The organism is Lyticum sinuosum (genome assembly GCF_034471385.1).
GTDB classification, from domain to species: domain Bacteria; phylum Pseudomonadota; class Alphaproteobacteria; order Rickettsiales; family Midichloriaceae; genus Lyticum; species Lyticum sinuosum.
Genome location: NZ_JARGYU010000001.1, coordinates 324,784 through 344,299 on the forward strand (window position 1 = coordinate 324,784; position 19,516 = coordinate 344,299).

The window sequence follows — 19,516 nt, forward strand, 5'->3', positions numbered from 1 at the left end:
TAGTTTAAATTAGAAACAATTATTTAATTGAGAATTTTAGAAAGACAGTAAATAATTACCTGATTTATCTAAAGATTATAGAAAAACAGTAAATTTTATTTAATTATTTAATTTCTTATTATTAATCAATGTTAAACATTATAGTTTAAATTAGAAACAATTAATTTAATTGAGAAAACAAATCCTGATTTATTAATTTGTAGCAGGAGTGGGATTCGAACCCACGACCTACGGGTTATGATTCCGACGCTCTAACCACCTGAGCTATCCTGCCATGAAACCACTATAAATCATTTTTTTGTTTTACGCAAATAATTTTATAATATTTTAAGTTATTTTCATAAAATAACTTATCGATAAAACATTATAATTTATTATTATTTTAGAATAAGATATTAAAACCATATTAAATTCATCATCATATTAATAATAAATATGATAATAAAAATTAGTCGAATTTATTTTTTTATATAAAAAACTTGTTGCAAGAATTTAGTATATAGAAAAAGAAAACCATGATATTAGTCATGGTGACCCCTACGGGATTTGAACCCGTGTTACCACCGTGAAAGGGTGATGTCCTAGGCCTCTAGACGAAGGGGCCAACTATAGGAAGGCCTATTTTTATTATCATAAATAAATTATATTAATAAAGCAACATTTTTTTTATTTGATTCTATATTTTTTATATAAATTAATTTATATTAATAACTTCCACTTTTATATTGAATGTATATTATTATATTTTTTATCTTTTAAGATAACTAAAGTCATTTTAATGCATTTTATGTAGTACAGATATGATATAAAATGAAAATAACAAAAATAATATTAGTATTGATACATAATCTAAAAACATATAAATAAACACTTGACTGACCATCATAATGCGTAATTAATTATTAAATATCAATAATGATTTTATTTACTGTTTTAGATGCATATAAAGCGATAAATACAAATCAATATTAGCTTAATTTATATTATTCTATATAATAAATTTTAATTGTTATTGAATAAAAACAGAAAGTTGTAAATAGTGTAAAAATTACTGAAAATTCAATAAAATATAAAATAAATATCGAATATACAAAATATTAAATCAATATAACTATTTATTTTTTTATTTAAATTATTTTAAAAATGTCAATAAAAATAATGATGCCAGCACTTTCACCAACCATGACTGAGGCTAGCATAGTCAAATGGACAGTTAAAGAAGGTGATATCATTCAACCAGGCATGATAATAGCAGAAATAGAAACAGATAAAGCTATAATGGAATTTGAATCTACATATGAAGGGGAAGTTTATAAAATTTTATTTCCATCTGGGAGTGGTCATATTAAAGTAGGTGAAGTTATAGCAATTCTTAAAGAAGAAGATGATACAGAAGATGATTTATTGCCATATATACCAAATGCTGTAAAACAAGAATCAAACTCTATGAATCATAATAATTTTGATGAATTAAATAATAATTATATAAAAAATGATTTAATTAGTAATAATTCTCAAGAAAATAAAGATATAAATAGATTAAATATTTTGATTGATAGTAATCAATTACTTTCTGATCAAAAAAGAATAATAGCGAGCCCATTAGCTAAAAAAATCGCACTACAGCATAATATAGATATAAGTAAAATTAGTGGTAGTGGTCCAAATTCAAGAATTATAAAGGATGATGTGATCAGAAAGATCAATAATAAATCAGATAGTACATCTGATAATATATTTATAGAATCATGTAAAATAAAAGAACAAGATCGATTGTTAGAAATTGAAAATTCAAAACTTAATTTAGATAATGCAAATATTTCTATAAAAAATACAAATACTCTAACAAATAAATCTATATCTCAATTTATACCAGAGAAAAATAATTTTTATGAAGAATTACCAATTTCTGGTATGCGTAAAACAATTGCTTCAAGATTAACTGAATCAAAAAGAAATATTCCACATTTTTATTTAACTGTGAGTTGTAATGTAGATAGTTTAATAAAATTGCGAGAAGAAGTGAATATTTCTATAGGAAATATGATTAAGAATAATAGAATAAATTTAGAAAATAATAGAAATAATAATCAAAATATTAAAATATCAATTAATGATTTTATCATAAAAGCTATTGCAAAATCTTCTGATCTTATTCCAGAAACAAAGACTATATGGGTTGATGATGATAAAATGATGAGATTTACGGATGGTATTGATATTGCAGTAGCAGTGTCAATTCCAAATGGCTTAGTTACTCCTATAGTTCGAAAAGCAAATCAAAAGAGTATATTGAATATATCTACTGAGGTCAAAGAATTAGCTGAAAAAGCGAAAATTGGTAGATTACATCTTCAAGATCTTACAGGTGGAGCAATAACTATATCAAATTTAGGAATGTATGGTATAGATCAATTCTCAGCTATCATAAATCCACCTCATTCATCAATTATATCGATTGGAAGTATAAAAAAACAACCTGTTGTAATTAATGATGATATTATAATTTGTTCAATTATGAATATAACTATATCTTGTGATCACAGAGTTATTGATGGCACTATAGCAGCAAAATTTATTAATTATATAAAAGATATGATAGAAAATCCTATTGAATTACTTATTTAAATATTGATTTATGAAAAAATCTATTTTTAATAAATAAAAAAAATAATTTATAAATAAAAAAAATATAATATTTTTTATAAAAATACTAAAAAATTATGATATCTACATCAAATCAAAATAATTCTCAATTCTTTGATTTAATTATTATAGGATCTGGTCCTGGAGGATATGTTGCTGCTGTTAGAGCAGCTCAGTTAGGTTTTTCAGTAGCAATTATAGAAAGAGAGAATTTAGGTGGAATATGTTTAAATTGGGGTTGTATTCCCACAAAAGCGTTATTACGTAGTGCTGAATTATATCATAAAATGAAAAACTCAGCAGAATACGGAATAAAATGTTCGGATATTGAATTTGATATATCTAAAATTGTTGAGCGTTCTAGAAATATATCAAGTCAACTTAATCAAGGGATACAAACTCTTATGAAAAAAAATAAAGTTACAATAATTAATGGAGAGGTAATAAAAATTACTAAATCAAATAATTATAATAATAATTTATGTTCAGAGAAGAAATTTTCAGAGAAAAATGATTATAATTTATTAAAGTATCAAATTGATGTTAACAAAAAAAATATTGAATTCACACAACAGGAGTATAAATCAACTTATGAAGCAAAATATATTATTATTGCAACTGGAGCAAAACCACGCGAGTTACCAAATTTAAGAATAGATAATAATAGAGTATGGAATTATCGTGATGCAATGACACCTAAGAGGCTACCAAAATCTATTGCTATAGTTGGGAGTGGTGCTATTGGTGTTGAATTTGCATGTTTTTACGCAATGTTAGATGTTGATGTTAGTATCATAGAGATTTCAGATAGAATTTTAATAAATGAAGATAAAGAAATAAGTTCTATTGCAATGAAATCTTTTATACAAAATGGTATTAAAATATATACTAATTCAACAATTAATGAAGTTACAGATAATACTTTAGTAATAAATACTATAAAAAATGGAAAGAATGAAAAAAATGAAAAGAATGAAAAAAATGAAAAGAATGGAAAGAATGATGAAATTATTAGGACTACTATAGAATGCGAACATATAATATCTGCAGTTGGAATTACACCAAATTCATTAGATTTAGGTCTACAAAATATAGGAATAAAATTAGATAAAAATAATTATATAAATATAAATGAAAAATGTATGACATCTGCAGATAATGTATATGCTATAGGAGATGTAGCTGGACCACCTTGTTTAGCTCATAAAGCAAGCCATCAAGCTATACATTGTATAGATAATATAGGTTATATAGAAGGATTAGTTAAATCTCCACCACATTCTATTAATATGAAAAATATTCCAGCATGTACATATACAACTCCACAAATTGCAAGCATAGGACATACAGAAGATTCAGCTATTGAAGCAGGTTATAAAATAAATGTTGGACGTTTTCCATCTTATGCAAATGGAAAAGCACTAACAATGGGAGGAAAATCTGCAATTTCTGGTATGAGCAAAATGATATTTTGTAAAGATACAGGAGAAATACTTGGTGCTCATATGATTGGTGAAGAAGTTACAGAAATCATTCATAGTATATCTATTGCTATGAATTCAGAGCTAATATCTGATGATTTAATCTCAAGTATATTCCCGCATCCAACAATATCTGAAATGCTACCAGAAGCAAGTATGGCAGCATATTCAAGATCCATACATTTATAATAAAATAAATTATAAATAGAAATATTTATCTTATAAGATAAGTATTTTGCAAATACTGTAATTTTATTATAAAATTATTGTAAAAAATTATTTTTTAGTGAAAAAACTATATCTCTATATTTATTATATATTTAAATATTAAATCTACTAAAAATATCTAAAACAACTATAATATTTATTATATAACAATTATATATATTTCTCTTAAATATTAGAGCATAACATTAATTTATCGTTATAATTTTATTAATATATTATAAAATTTCTAAATTATGAATAAAAAGACTTATTTTGTAAGATAAGTGTAAATACACTTACAGTTAATATAAGTATTTTATAAATATTATAAATATTTTATTATAATCAAATTATTTTTTAGTGAAAAAACTATATCTCTATATTTATTATATAAATAAATATTAAATCTACTAAAAATATCTAAAATAACTATAATATTTATTATATAACAATTATATATATATTCTCTTAAATATTAGAGCATAACATTAATTTATCGTTATAATTTTATTAATATAAATATGTATTAAAAATTATATTAAATATTAATTATTATAACCAATATTTCTGATATTATGGAACATCAGATAAATGAGAGTATGCTTTATTTGCTTCAACCATTTTTTTTACTTCTTCTGCTTTTTTTAATGCACCACTAGAAGGATCTCCTTTATGAGCCAAAGAGAATTCCAGAATTAATCCTTCTATCATTGTTTTTCCAGATTGACTTTTCTTACGTGCAAAACTAACAATCCATTTCATTGCAAGAGACATACCTCTTTCAGGTCGTATACTTGTTGGTACTTGATATGTAGCACCGCTAAAACGACGAGATTTGAGGATTACAACTGGAGCAATTCTATTTAAAACATCGTAAAAAATATCAATTACATTAGATTTTAAATCTTCCGCAACTTTTTCAAGAGCGCTATAAACTATATTTTCAGCTATAGTTTTTTTTCCATCCCACATAACATAATTTATAAACTTCCCTAAATTAGCATCACCATAGGCATGATCAGCAAAGTGTTTTTTATGACCCTGTTGATATTTTAACAAATCACTTCTTGTTCTCTTTTTTCTAGACATATTTAAAAAATAATTTTGATTTTTTGTTTTTAATAATTATTACTAATTTAATATATTAATTATATACTAATTGCTATTATTTTATATCAATTTAATAAAGGAATTTTATCATATTTTTAAATTTTAATATTTAAAAAGAATTCTTTATCTTATTTAGCAAATTTTATTATAAGTCATAAAATTTAATAGAAATTAGTATAATAAATTAAATTATGATATTTAAGATTAGTTTTATTCAGCTTTTTTATTATTTTTAACTTTTTGGACGTTTTACCCCATAGAGAGATCTTCTTTTTGCACGTTTTTTAACTCCTTGAGTATCTAGCACACCTCTAACAATATGATAACGGACCCCAGGAAGATCTTTTACTCTTCCTCCGCGTATAAGAACTACTGAGTGTTCTTGAAGATTATGGCCTTCTCCAGGAATATATGCTATAACTTCATATCCGTTACTAAGTCTAACTCTTGCAACTTTACGAAGTGCTGAATTAGGTTTCTTAGGTGATGTGACATAAACCTTCGTACAAACGCCTCGTTTAAAAGGACATGATTGCAGTGCTGGTGATTTTGTTTTAAACTTTTTATCTGTTCTAGGATTTCTTATTAGCTGATTAATTGTTGTCATATTATAAATTTATAAGTCATTTTTATACATCATTTTACAAATTATCTAGTAATTAATAAGTCATTTAATAAAATTTAAATGGACTGTAGTTATAGATTATACAAAATTTTTTATTATATAAGAATTTTTTATGATATATAACGGATTTTGAATATTATAAAATTATACCTTATTAGCGTCAAGTATTTTTTATTAAAAATAAAATTATATAGAATATTTTACTTATCGATATTTGACATAGTTAAATCAAGATCTAGTCCTGAATGTAATGTTCTAACAGCAATTTCACTATTAAATGCATCTATTAGTAAAATAATTTTGGTTTCTGATGTTGTAAAACTGTTAATTTTTATATTATTCTCATTAAGAATAAGAAAGATTTTAGAAATAATGCTTAAATTATTCCCAATTCCAATTCCTATAATAGATATTGATGCAATATTTTTTAATATAATTATTTCATCATAATATTTATTTTTCATTGATTCTAGTACTGATTGTATACGTAAAAGATGATCATTATCAAAGATTAATGTAAAATCGCTTTTATGAGATGTAGAATTTTCTTGATGAAAAATATGATCTATAACAATATTACATTCATTGATATTTTCTATAATTTTTGTAAGAATATTTGTTTTATTTTTTATATTAATATTACATAATGTAATTTTTGTTAAATTATTATCACTAATCACAGCAGTTATACTATTTGTTTCCATATAATTTCTTTTTAAAACGAGTGTTGTACCAGAATTTAAGTTATTTTTTATAAAAGTTGATAATATACGTACATCTATTCTATAACGCATTGCTATTGCTGCAGCTCTTGGATGAAGTACTTTTGCGCCTGATGATGCCATTTCTAGTATCTCGCTATATGATAAATACTCTAATCTACGAGCTCTAGATACAATTCTAGGATCTGCAGTATATACACCATCAACATCGGTATATATTTCACATTTAGCTTGTAATGCACCAGCAATAGTTACAGCAGTTGTATCTGATCCACCACGACCTAAAGTAGTAATTCTACCATTACAAATTCCTTGAAATCCTGCAATAACTGGGATTTCATTATTTTCTAATGAATTTTTTATATTTTCTAATTTTATATCAATTATTTTACCTTCTGAAAAAGAATTATCTGTAATGATAGGCAATTGCCATCCTAAATATGATTTAGCTTTTAATCCATTTTTTCTTAATGCTAAAGATAATAATCCTATGCTAATTTGTTCTCCAGCAGATAGAATTGTATCTAATTCTGATAATTCTTCTATACTCTTTGGATGTGTAATTTCTAAAGCCTTTGCTAATAATTTATCTGTTGTATTTCCTATAGCTGATACAACAACTAAAATAATGTTATCTTTTGCAGAATCAGCAATAATTTCTGCTACTTGTTTTATTTTATCTATACTACCTACAGAAGTTCCACCAAATTTCTGAATAATAATTTTTTTTGACATAGTATAAAATTAATAACTAAAAATAAATTTTAATTAATTATTTAATATCATATATTATTGTTATTGGCATGTTTTCTAGGTATCTATTTATTAAAAAAGATTTAACTATAAAAAGATTAAAAATTAAAAAAGATTTAACTATAAAAGCTTTATATAATATTTTTTTATATTAATAATTTTATTAAAATATTAGATTTATATATTATATTAATATATTAATATATTAAATTTTTTTATTATAAATAATTTTATATATTTGTAGAAAATTTATTGAATTTTTTAATTAAATTATCAATTCTCTTATTAATTTGTTTAAATCCATGAAATTTAAATATTTCTATTAAATCATTTCCATTATTTGGAAATCCACACCATAACCAATCATCTAATGAATTTTCTATATCTACATTATAATATAGAGAAGATAATTTATATGATAAATCAACATTTTTTTTAGATTTTTCTAATAATTCTCTGATTCTTATTGGTGTTATATTATCTATATTATCATATATTTCTTTAACTGATAGATATTTTTCAAGAAGTTTCTGAGCATTTTTAGGTCCTATTCCTTTTGCTCCTGGAATATTATCAGTAGCATCACCCATCAAAGCTAAATAATCAGCAAGTTGTGATGGTTTTATACCAAATTTTTTCATTACTCCTTCTTGGTCTATTATAATATCTTTAAATGGATCAAAACATTTTACTGTCTCATTTACTAATTGTAAAAGATCTTTATCGCCACTTACTACAAATGTTTCTATTTTATTTTTTTTAGCAATATTTGCACATGTTGCAATACAATCATCAGCTTCATATTTTTCATTCTTTACCATTGCTATTCCAAATGCATTTATTATACTGATAATTCCAGGGAATTGGTTTATAATTTCATTTGGACATGGTTGTCTATTTGCTTTATATTCTGAGAACATTTCATGTCGTATTGTTTTTTTTCCACCAATATCAAGTGCCATAACAATATAATTAGTTTGATTTATATCAAAGGATGATAAAAATCTAATTATATTATGAATAAATCCGTATGTAGCGCCAATTGCCATACCATTTTTATTAATTAAAGTTGGATATGCATAATGTGATCTAAAAATCAAAGCACTTGTATCTATAATGAATAATTTTTTATTAATTTGATGATTTATATCATTTATTGTAGAATTTATTATACTATTTTCCATACTATCTATATTGTGTTTTATATTATTTTATCTAATATATATATTAATTATATTGAAAATTTAATAAAATATTAATTTTAATTGAAATTTTTAATTATTATCGATAATTTTAATCTGTTAATAAAATTTTAATAAAGTTTTAAGTATTTCTTAATACTGCTTTATAATTATTAAAGTCCGGAAGCTAGTATATGTTATATAGTATATTTATATAGTATATCTAATAGTATTATTAAAATTATTTTTCAGTGAGATATTATTTATACTACTTTTTAGATTTTACTTTTTAGATTTAAGATATCCATTTATAAATTGTGTTGCAGATAGTATTTTTCCACCCTCTATTTGTAATTCTATTATTTCAATAATTTCTCCAAATGCACAACATAATAAACCTCTTTCTTTCGTTTTTAAAGAGAAAAAATTAAACATATTAGAAAAAATATTAGAAAAATAATTGTTATTGTAATAATTTAAATTTATATCATCATCAGATGAACAAATTATAAAAATACGATTATTATGACTAAATATAGGTGCAGATAGTACTAAATTATCTTGTATAATTTTATTATCATCTTTTTTTTGATCAATTTTGATGTTATGTTGATTTTCCGCGGATATTAAAAAATCGAAAAAAATATTATTTAAACTTGTTTCATCTAAAAAAAATAAATTATTTTGATTAAAATTTATATTATTATTTTCTTTGAGTGAAAAATAATGACTTCTTAATAGCTTTAATCTTTTATTTCTAAATAAACAATATGCTCCGGGATTTGGTGATAAGGCTTTAATTTTATAATGAATATTTCTTCCACTTTCTTTAAAATTAATTACTTCGTCATCTTTAGTAATTTTAGATGCATAACAAGATCCTTCATTTGATTGTATAGATGATAAAATTATACCATTATATAAAATAATATCTTCAATAACAGATAACATCATTTTTGCTCCAATTTCTGCAATATCTTTACTAATTTCACCAAAAACCTTTGTATTATCTAAATTATAATTCTCTCTTTTTATGACAGGACCTGTATCACATCCCTTATCCATTATCATAACACAAATATCAGTCATATTATCCCCAGCCATAATTGCTCTTTGTATTGGAGCTGCTCCTCTCCATCTAGGTAAAGAAGATGGATGAAGATTAATACAATAATATTTTGGGACAGATAAAAGATTTTCTGGTAAAATTAATCCGTAAGATACAACAACTATCAAATCAGGACAAATAGATCGAATATGATTAATTACATCTTCAGTTATACGTAATGGAGTTTTAATATTTATATTATTTGCAATACCAAATTCATATACACTTGATATCGTTTGGTTTAAATTTTTTTTTTGCTCAAGAGAAAATTTATTATTTCCTATTTTATTTCCTATTTTATTTCCTATTTCTTTTTTACCAGGAATAGCAGTATATATCTCACATATATCAATTTTTGAATTATTTTCTAATAAAGTATATAAAGTAGGTAAGGCAAATTCTCCAGTTCCCATAAAAACTATTTTAATTTTATGATAAAAACTAGAATTTTTTATAAAATCACTCATAGATTATTAATTTTATTATGATTATTAATTTTTATGTATAAAAATTTTAATTATTACTATTGTAAATACTTTATTGAGATTATTTAATTTACAATGTATGATAGACTTAATTTATTCTGTTAATAAATAGAAAGTTAAGATCTCTTTTGGTAAAATCAATCGTAAAATGTTTATCATTTGTTATTGAGAATAATATACAAAATCTGAAATATATATTTAAAAATCTATTTATTTAATTTGTTAATAACTCTTTATTTTTTTCTACTGATACATGGCTGAAAATAATAATAAAAAAGATCCCGGACTAGAAGATGTAGACTGGTGGTTTGATATAGAAAAAGATTCTGAAGATGTTTCTTCGAAAAAAAAAGAAGCAGAAGATCTTTTTTGGAAACATTTTGGAGGTCCTAATAATAAAGATAATGATAAGGCAAAAAATGTAGAAAATAAAGAAGAAAGTGAATCTAAATCTACAGAAAATAATAAAGATTTAAAAGAATATGAGAGTTTATTTGAAAAAACGCCAGAAAATAATAATAATCAGTCAACATCTTCTTCAAATAATTCATTAAATGATAATAAATCAAAAGAAATAGATTCTGCAACTTGGGATGTTGTTGAAGACATAAAAAAACCAAGTATTGTTACATCATCTAATAATCTAATATCAGATAAAAAGACAAAAAATAATTTAATATTAAATTTTTTTAAAAAACTTTTTTCTAGAAAAAAATCTAATCATATAAATAATGATAATTCTGATAAAAAAGAACCAATAAATAAAAAACTTTTAGTTTCGTTATCATTAAGTGTTATAATTTTAGGTATCACATCAGGATACTTAGGATATAAACAGTTTAATAATAATAAATCATGCTTTGGATCTAAATATGTACTTGCACAAATACATACAGGAGATAGTCTAATTCTTAATATCAATGATGAAAATGAATCAAAACAAATAATTGAAAATGGTTATACAGATAGTAATATTAGTCAGTTACTATATCAATTCCTTAAACCTGGAGAAACTTCCATAGAAGTTGGTAGTGGATATGGATATTATACTATATACATGTCAAGAATAGTTGGTAGTAATGGAAAAGTATATAGTATAGAAGCAGATAGAGAGACTTGCTCCTTACTTAAAAAATCACTCTCTATTAATAATATAAAAAATGTATATCTTTTCAATTCTATAATTTTTTCAACAACAGCTGAAGCTAGTGTTGCAAATATTGGAGAAACAAAAAATCTTAAGATAAAACTTGAAAATAGAACAAATAATATGGCACTAGAAACAGTTACATCTTTAGATACAATTATTCCTGATGCTAAAGATATTTCTGTTTTGATTATAAATTCAAAAGGAAACGAAGCAAATATAATATATGGCGCTAATAAGATATTAATGAATTCTCCAAAAATAAAAATTATTACAACTTGGAATACAAATATAGCTAAAAATAATATTAATATTGAAGATTTTTTTTATCAACTTTCAAGAAGTGGGTTTCATATATGGACTGTTGATAATAAAAATCATCGTCTTAATCAAATTAAAAATGTTAAAGATATTATGGATTCTAATGTAAAATATTTAATAATCACAAGACAAATATAAATATATTAATTTTTAGAAAATAAATATTAATCTTGAGGTATATCTTGTAATATACAATTTCCGTAAATATTCTTTACATCCTCATTATCTTCTAAAATAGAAAAAACTTTAAAAATAAGAAAAATATAAAAACTTTAGAAATAAGAAAAATATAAATATATTTTAGAAAATAAATATTAATCTTGAGGTATATCTTGTAATGTACAATTTCCGTAAATATTCTTTACATCCTCATTATCTTCTAAAATAGAAAAAACTTTAAAAATAAGAAAAATATAAAAACTTTAGAAATAAGACAAATATAAATATATTAATTTTTAGAAAATAAATATTAATCTTGAGGTATATCTTGTAATGTACAATTTCCATAAATATTCTTTACATCCTCATTATCTTCTAAAATAGAAAAAAACTTTAAAACCTTATGTGTTTCCTCTAAGTCTAAAATTTTAGGATTTAATGGAAGCCACGTCAATGTTGATGATTCAGGTTCTCCAAATCTCTCTTCTAATGAATCTTTAATTTTATGGAAATCATGAACAGTTGTTATAATGTGACATGTATCTTTATCAAAAATACAATCTTCTGATTGATATTCAATTGCTGCATTCATTATTAAATCTTTATCAAAATTATTCTTTTTTATATTATAAATAATTTCTCCAGCATGCTTAAATAAATAATTTACACTACCATTTTCACCTAAATTTCCACCATATTTAGTAAATATAGATCTAATTTCACCTGCAGTACGATTTCTATTATTAGTTTGAGCTTCAATAATAAATGCAATGCCACATGTTCCATATCCTTCATATACTATTTCATCATAGTTGCTATCTATCTCATTAGAACTAGCTTTTTTTATTGCGGCATCAATTCTATCATTAGGTAAGTTAATTTTACGCGCTTCTAATATTGCTGTGCGAAGACGATTATTCAGTTTTGGATCAGGTAATCCACTTTTAGCTGCAATTATTATTTCTTTTACTGCTTTTGTGAAAATTTGTGCTTTTTTTCCATCTTGTGCTTCTTTGCGATGTTTTATATTAGCATATTTAGAATGTCCTGCCATATTTTTATTAATTGAAGAGTGTTAAATATTTTGAAAAAGATTCTTAAAAAAATATAAAAGTTATTTAAATCATTAAATAAAATTATAAAATAAATAAAAATACTAATTAATAATAATTACTGTATATCATTACATAATCTTATATAAATACCATATTAAAAGATTTTTTGATCAAAACAAAAAATGATTATATTTACATTCATGTATTATAATTTATATAACAGGATTATGTAATAAATTTATTTTGTTTATGATTAACAACAATCAAGATAATTACATAAATTATTAATTGTGAAAAGTCTTTTTGTAAAAAATATAACTTTTTAAGATTTTACCTTTATATAGTATTTAAGATCGGAATCTTTACAAGGATTTATTTATCTAATAGAATTATAATGTTTTAATATTTTTGTAGAAAAGTTATTTATATTACTTATTAAATCTACTGTTTTTATTATATTCTTTGTTATATTAGTTTATAATTAATATTATATATTATGATTTTTTTAATAAAATCCTGGTTTCTATCATTTTTTACATAGCATTTTTTATTTTTTTTAAATAAGCGTTTATTTTTAACTAATATCTAATTTATGCATAATAAAGATAATGATATTTCTATTCTTGAACATAAAGGTCATAGAGAACGCTTAAAAGAAAGATTTAGAAAATCAAAAGGAAAGGGTTTTTCCGATTATGAAATTCTTGAACTTGCACTTTTTTATGTTATTGCAAGGCGTGATACAAAAATATTATCTAAACTTCTTTTAAAAAGATTTAATAGTTTGAGTGGAGTTTTCTTTGCTGAAAGATCAGAATTGTCGACTGTAAATGGTATAGGTGAGGCTACAATTGACTATTTACATTTAATAGCTGATATTGTAATTCGTGTTTGTTTACCTATAGAAACTGAAAAAATTAATATATTAAGCGATTGGGTAACTGTACTTCGTTATTGTCAGCTCACAATGGGATCAAAAACCCGAGAAGTATTTAGAGTTCTTTTTCTAAATAAAAAAAATACACTTATTGCTGATGAATTTTTTGATATAGGAACAGTAGATAGAATTACAATATATCCTCGTGAGATAGCACGATATTCTCTTATTCATGGTGCTATTGCTATTATAATGGTTCATAATCATCCCAGTGGAGACTCATCTCCTTCAAAAGAGGATGTAATTATGACTCAAAAAGTAGTTGATGCTTTAGCATCTATAAACGTAGTAGTTCATGATCATATTATAGTGTCTAAAAATAGTCATTTTTCTTTTCGTTCAGCCAATTTGATATAATTATTATTAATTTTTATATTATTTTATTATTTTATATAAAAATATATAATATTTTATTTTAATGAATATAAATTAAAATTATAAACTATTTTATTAATATATATATTAATTATTCACTAATCTTTTTATTTGTTTTTTCAATAAGGCAATATTATATAAGATAATAGATCTTGTTTCTTCACAAAATTCATAATCTTCAACAGTAAATAAACAATCTGAAAATAAGCTTTTTGTATTACTATTCTCTGAATAATAATAATTATTATTTTGATTATAGTTAGTTAATTGATTTATACATACCTTTTCTATTTCAGTTTCTAATTCATATATTGCATTATCAATAATAGTTTTAGTACCAAGATCACATTTTGGAGAATTACTAAATTTTTCAAATATTTTTATTCCTATATCAATATTTAATTCTTTTCTTATAAGAAAATATTTTTTTATAACTATATTTATATCTAATTTAGTTATATTTGCTATTTTATTAATAGAGAAAATTTTTCCTATTTCTTTAAGAAATGATAAAATTTTTATAGCATTTTTATCAATAATTTTATAAATATTACTATTAATTAAATTATTATCTAAATTTTTATTAACAGATAAATTTTCTAATATAGAATCCACATATAAATTAATCATATGAATTGTTTTATCAAGAGTTTCATTACTAATTAGTTCTATCTGATCACGTAATAATAAAATCATACTTTTCATTATAATATCCTGCATCTCTTTAAAGAGTAAAATGCATTCTTGTTGATCAATTTTACCAAATATATTTTGAACAGCATTCCAACATATATTGATTTTAGTTCCATATTTACTAATAATAAAACTTGATATTATAAGATCTGGGGAGTCACATTCTTCTTTCATAAGACGATGAAAGAATGTACTTCCCATAGTATTAACAAAATCATTTGTTAGCATTATAGCGATAATATTATTGGCTAATGGATGATTTTTAATATATGCAGAATATTTTGAATTCAATCTTTTGGTAAAATATCTCATCAACATTTCACGTCGATAAAAAGAATTATCGACCATATTATCAATATTACCAAGTATTTTTTTTATACTATTTTTAGCATATGCAATCAATATAGATATTTCTGGTCTAGTATATCTATTTATAGAACTATTTTTATTAAAATTATCATTTAATGTTAATTTTTCGAAAATTTTTTTATCTATATCATCTTTTAAATATTCAATATGTTTTATATTATGATTATAGTCTATATTAATTATTTGCCCTTGAAGATAACTATTAAATAAAATATTTTCTGCAATATTTTCTTTAATATCATTAAAAATTTCTATTTTTTCTTCTTCATTTATCTCTCTATTTTCAATTAAAATTGAAAGCAATATTTCAATATTATTTTCATAATCGATACAATTAGGGCCAGCTGAACTATCAATATGATGCATATTAATTGATCCAATAGTGTTTGATCTATTGATATTTCTAGATTTAGCATATTCTATTGATCCGTAATATGTGATAAAACCAGGTTTTTCAGATGCTTCAATAATAATATTAGAAGAAATATCACTTGCATTTACTAAAGTATTTTTATCAATTTTATTATCATTATCGAAATTTAATTTATATTTTTCTATATTTTCAAAAGAAGCTTTAACATAAAGATTATTATTACTTATCCATAATACATCAACAGATGCTTGTAGTATGCATTTAATTAAATTATTAGGAGTTAATTTTCTATTATTATTTAAAATTTTTTCTGGAATATTTAATATTTTTTGAACTTCTTCTGTGATAATTATTTCATCAGAATTTCTTAAATATACTCCACCACCTTTAGAGATTATACTTTTATTATAATCTATCCATTCCGATGAATTAAGTGTAGCTAATCTTTGTCTTTCAATGAAACTTTGATTAATATTTGGATTTGGATCTAAAAATATATATTTATCGTCGAAAGCCGCAATTAATTTAATTTCTTTCTGTAGGATCATGCCATATGCAAATGTTTTATTAGACATATTACCAATACCAATTATTGTTATTGGTAACTCTTCAGACATTGCATTAATAGGCCATGTATTCATATTATATAAATGATTTTTTAATAATATCCAAGCTCCTTGTGCAATTATTTTATATTTATTAAGTTTATATGATATCTGATGCGTATCATTTGAAATAATTAGATTTTTTGCATCTAGATATAAATCAGGATCATCTTGATCATAACATACAACATCTGTTGGTTTTATAATTTTATTATTGATAATAATATCATTTATATCAATCATCGCATTAATAAATTCTTTATAATGAGATAAATTATTTTGTATTGAATTATCATTATTTATATTCTTAATAATAATTCCGGCACCTGCCCCTGTAGGAACAATATCTGAATTGTTAATTATTTGTTGTTGAGATAATTCTATAACTTTATTACGTAAGTTATTAATATATAAATCATTATTATTATTAATAAGAATTATTTCACCTTTAGAAGTTTTACCAAGGCGAATATGAATTCCTTCAAACTCTTTAGAAAATACAAATATTTCATAATTTATATTTGATTCAATATTTGTAATCCATTTTAATTTTTTAGTATCTATTTTAAAACTAATATGTAATGGATAATATCCATATTGATCTAGTTTCATATAATTAGTCCTACATATAGATTGAATCAAATCTACATATTTATTTAGTTCTATTTTTGCTATTTTATTTTCTATGACTGATATCTTTGCATTAATATTATTTATTATTTCTAATAATCTCTCATCATTACTTATTTCATTTATTGGATTAAATTTTATATAAAAATAGTCCATTATATCTCTAGTAATATCACAATACTCAAGTAATATTTCTGATGTACTATTTATGTTACTATTTAAATGATTAGTACTCTTTTTTATATAACTTGCTATTGCTCTCATTATATTTACTTCTCGCCAATTGAGATTTGCATACATAATAAGAGAGTTAAAATGATCATTATCAAGAATTTTATAATGAATAGCGGCCATTGTTACTTCTAAATTCGAACAGATATTTCGAATAAAATCATTAAAAATTAATTTATCTATTTTTTTTACTTTAAGTAAAACATGATATAAATATACATTTTTAAAAGATTGAGAATTATTATTTTCATTAATATTTGGAATTTTTATAATATAATAATCAATACTAATAATCTTTAATTCAAAATTACTAACAGATAAAAAAATATCAGATAAATCTATTTGTTTATTAGGAGAATATATTCTTAGTGCAAATTTATTATTATTTTTATTATTTACTTTAAATTTATATTGAATAATTTCTTTTTCTAAGGAATTTTCTGCAACTTCTATATCATATATTGCTTCATTGACTGTAAAATTCTGTATATAACTTTTTGTAAATATTTTGTTATAATCTTTATAAGAATTTATATTAAATATATTATTTTTTGCTTTAAATTCTTGAATGAAATTTTCTCCCCAAAAATCAAGTGTACTTTTTATTTCTTCTTTTAAATCAGTAACAATATCATCAGATAAAAAATTGATATCATCTCTTTGATCGATAATAAATAATAATCTAATTAAAGAATTATTAATAAAATTTATATATTTTGCACTATATTTTATATTTTGTTTATTTGATAAAAAATTTTCGACTTTTATTTCTATATCTGAATTAAATTCATTTTTAGGAACAAATATAAATATACCAGTTATTTTAGTATTTTTATTTTCATATAAAAAAATAGAAGATATTTTTCCAATTATTAAAAGATTTTCTACTATTTTTAATAGATCATCATAATCTATAGTAAACAATTCTCTTCTAGGGTGGTATTGTAGAATATTATTAATTTTCTCTGAAAAAAATTCTTTATCTGTGCTACTTTCTAGTAGTAATATTTTATTAATTTTATTATTTATTATAGGAATATCTTGTAATATATAATTATAAGAATTTTCAGTAAAAATTCCAATAATAGTTATTGATGATTTGTTAATATCATCGGGATATTGAATACAAATTGCTTCTGTTTCTTTATTTTTAAATAAATTAGATTTTAGTTTCCCAGATGAGATATTTTTTATTGCAGCTAATCTAGTTATTTTTTCTATTTGATTTATATCACTATTTTCTAATTCTATTCCAAATGAGTTGATAGAAATGTCATCATTTTTTAATATTGAGGATTCGCAATAACCTAATAATATAAAATTTTTAGGATTCAACCAAGAAATTAAATCAATATATTCTTTATACTCTTGATAGGTTTTATTTACTGTTGAATCTGAAGAAGTAATATATTTTGTAAAATGTGAAATAATATTATCAATTTTTTTTCTGATATTTTCAATATCTTTTAAGATTTTTATGCATTTATTTATAGTATGTCCGATAATTTCTCTCAGTGTATTAATATCATGATATTTTATTAGAATTTGTATAACAAAAACTTCATCCTCTTTAAATTTTCTAGGTATTGAAGAAAAATCTTCAGGAAATTCATGTTTCTTTGATAAAGATTCATATTTTTTAGTTAAAATATCAATTTCTCCATTTTTTTCATATATTCTTAAATATTTACTACTTATATAAATAATATTTTTATCCTCAAAGAGACTTATAATTGAATCTAATATATAATCAGAAAAATTTGCTATTATTACTATATTAAATGCATTACTATCAAATATAATATTATCATTAATATTATCTATTTTTAATAAATAATTCCCTAAAAAATTAGAATTAATTGAAGAATTAATCGTGTTTAGTGAATTAATTTGATATTTATTAAAATAATTTATTATTGTTTCACAAGTTGAATTAATAATCAACTCTCTTATTTTTTCGTTTAAGAATTTATCTTCTTTTCTATTTTTCATATTTTTATATATAAAATAAAAACAATTTGCAATACAACCAATTATGATCTAAGTACAAATTAATTAAAGCAATTATAAAATATTTATGGAAGACTTATATAAAAATATTTTACTTTGTATTTTTATATATTTAAATTGTTATATAACAAATATGATAAGATATATGATATATTTAATATAAATTCTTATAAAGATTATAACAAAATATTTACAAAAAGTTATATACAGAATTCTACAGTCAATGAAGCAATATATGATATAGAAGTTGCAGAAAATTCCTTAGAAAAGGAAATTATTCAATATAAATTTAA

At 22.1% G+C, this 19,516-nt stretch carries 11 protein-coding genes and 2 tRNA genes; 4 read left to right on the forward strand and 9 right to left on the reverse strand.

The genetic code is table 11. The annotated features are described in order from the left end of the window. Positions 1-200: 200 nt before the first annotated feature. A tRNA-Met gene (locus Lyticum_RS01310) sits at positions 201-274 on the reverse strand. Between the two features lie 254 nt (positions 275-528). Further along, a tRNA-Glu gene (locus tag Lyticum_RS01315) sits at positions 529-604 on the reverse strand. 539 nt (positions 605-1,143) lie between these two features. Between Lyticum_RS01315 and Lyticum_RS01320 the strand changes: the two genes are divergently transcribed. Both Lyticum_RS01320 and lpdA read left to right on the forward strand, forming a co-directional pair. Beyond that, entirely contained in the window at positions 1,144-2,628 is a 1,485-nt protein-coding gene (locus Lyticum_RS01320) for a dihydrolipoamide acetyltransferase family protein (protein ID WP_322498530.1), read from the forward strand. 95 nt (positions 2,629-2,723) lie between these two features. Further along, on the forward strand, positions 2,724-4,316 hold the full coding sequence (gene lpdA, locus Lyticum_RS01325) for a dihydrolipoyl dehydrogenase (protein WP_322498531.1): 1,593 nt from the start codon (positions 2,724-2,726) through the stop codon (positions 4,314-4,316). A 591-nt stretch (positions 4,317-4,907) separates the two neighbouring features. Here the strand turns inward: lpdA and rpsG are convergent. The 5 genes from rpsG to fmt all read right to left on the reverse strand — a co-directional run bounded on the left by rpsG (position 4,908) and on the right by fmt (position 10,300). Then, complete coding sequence (gene rpsG / locus Lyticum_RS01330) at positions 4,908-5,423, reverse strand: 30S ribosomal protein S7 (protein WP_322498532.1); 516 nt, start codon at positions 5,421-5,423, stop codon at positions 4,908-4,910. Positions 5,424-5,676: 253 nt separating this feature from the next. After that, positions 5,677-6,051 carry a 30S ribosomal protein S12 gene (rpsL, locus tag Lyticum_RS01335; protein WP_322498533.1) on the reverse strand — a complete coding sequence of 125 codons (375 nt, stop codon included), beginning with the start codon at positions 6,049-6,051 and terminating at the stop codon, positions 5,677-5,679. A gap of 218 nt (positions 6,052-6,269) precedes the next feature. Further along, complete coding sequence (locus Lyticum_RS01340; RefSeq protein WP_322498534.1) at positions 6,270-7,526, reverse strand: aspartate kinase; 1,257 nt, start codon at positions 7,524-7,526, stop codon at positions 6,270-6,272. A 248-nt stretch (positions 7,527-7,774) separates the two neighbouring features. After that, positions 7,775-8,728, reverse strand: coding sequence for a 5'-3' exonuclease (locus Lyticum_RS01345; RefSeq protein ID WP_322498535.1), 954 nt, complete (start codon positions 8,726-8,728; stop codon positions 7,775-7,777). Between the two features lie 279 nt (positions 8,729-9,007). Beyond that, the gene (fmt, locus tag Lyticum_RS01350) at positions 9,008-10,300 is read right to left on the reverse strand and encodes a methionyl-tRNA formyltransferase (RefSeq protein ID WP_322498536.1); all 1,293 of its coding nucleotides are present in this window, start codon (positions 10,298-10,300) and stop codon (positions 9,008-9,010) included. 271 nt (positions 10,301-10,571) lie between these two features. On the opposite strand from fmt, the gene Lyticum_RS01355 reads away from it, so the two are divergent. After that, complete coding sequence (locus tag Lyticum_RS01355) at positions 10,572-11,924, forward strand: FkbM family methyltransferase (RefSeq protein ID WP_322498537.1); 1,353 nt, start codon at positions 10,572-10,574, stop codon at positions 11,922-11,924. Positions 11,925-12,255: 331 nt separating this feature from the next. On the opposite strand, the gene Lyticum_RS01360 is transcribed toward Lyticum_RS01355, so the two are convergent. Continuing rightward, positions 12,256-12,999 carry a YebC/PmpR family DNA-binding transcriptional regulator gene (locus Lyticum_RS01360; RefSeq protein WP_322498538.1) on the reverse strand — a complete coding sequence of 248 codons (744 nt, stop codon included), beginning with the start codon at positions 12,997-12,999 and terminating at the stop codon, positions 12,256-12,258. 593 nt (positions 13,000-13,592) lie between these two features. On the opposite strand from Lyticum_RS01360, the gene radC reads away from it, so the two are divergent. Next, positions 13,593-14,294 (forward strand): RadC family protein, encoded by a 702-nt coding sequence (gene radC / locus Lyticum_RS01365; RefSeq protein WP_322498539.1) that lies wholly within the window; start codon positions 13,593-13,595, stop codon positions 14,292-14,294. A gap of 105 nt (positions 14,295-14,399) precedes the next feature. Here the strand turns inward: radC and Lyticum_RS01370 are convergent, their stop codons facing one another. Further along, positions 14,400-19,205 carry an NAD-glutamate dehydrogenase domain-containing protein gene (locus Lyticum_RS01370; RefSeq protein ID WP_322498540.1) on the reverse strand — a complete coding sequence of 1,602 codons (4,806 nt, stop codon included), beginning with the start codon at positions 19,203-19,205 and terminating at the stop codon, positions 14,400-14,402. Between the last annotated feature and the right edge of the window lie 311 nt (positions 19,206-19,516).

Coding starts and splice junctions, on each gene's coding strand:
- Lyticum_RS01355 (WP_322498537.1), top strand. CDS start 10,572: ATGGCTGAAAATAATAATAAAAAAGATCCCGGACTAGAAGATGTAGAC.
- Lyticum_RS01345 (WP_322498535.1), bottom strand. CDS start 8,728: ATGGAAAATAGTATAATAAATTCTACAATAAATGATATAAATCATCAA.
- Lyticum_RS01340 (WP_322498534.1), bottom strand. CDS start 7,526: ATGTCAAAAAAAATTATTATTCAGAAATTTGGTGGAACTTCTGTAGGT.
- radC (WP_322498539.1), top strand. CDS start 13,593: ATGCATAATAAAGATAATGATATTTCTATTCTTGAACATAAAGGTCAT.
- Lyticum_RS01360 (WP_322498538.1), bottom strand. CDS start 12,999: ATGGCAGGACATTCTAAATATGCTAATATAAAACATCGCAAAGAAGCA.
- fmt (WP_322498536.1), bottom strand. CDS start 10,300: ATGAGTGATTTTATAAAAAATTCTAGTTTTTATCATAAAATTAAAATA.
- Lyticum_RS01320 (WP_322498530.1), top strand. CDS start 1,144: ATGTCAATAAAAATAATGATGCCAGCACTTTCACCAACCATGACTGAG.
- rpsL (WP_322498533.1), bottom strand. CDS start 6,051: ATGACAACAATTAATCAGCTAATAAGAAATCCTAGAACAGATAAAAAG.
- Lyticum_RS01370 (WP_322498540.1), bottom strand. CDS start 19,205: ATGAAAAATAGAAAAGAAGATAAATTCTTAAACGAAAAAATAAGAGAG.
- lpdA (WP_322498531.1), top strand. CDS start 2,724: ATGATATCTACATCAAATCAAAATAATTCTCAATTCTTTGATTTAATT.
- rpsG (WP_322498532.1), bottom strand. CDS start 5,423: ATGTCTAGAAAAAAGAGAACAAGAAGTGATTTGTTAAAATATCAACAG.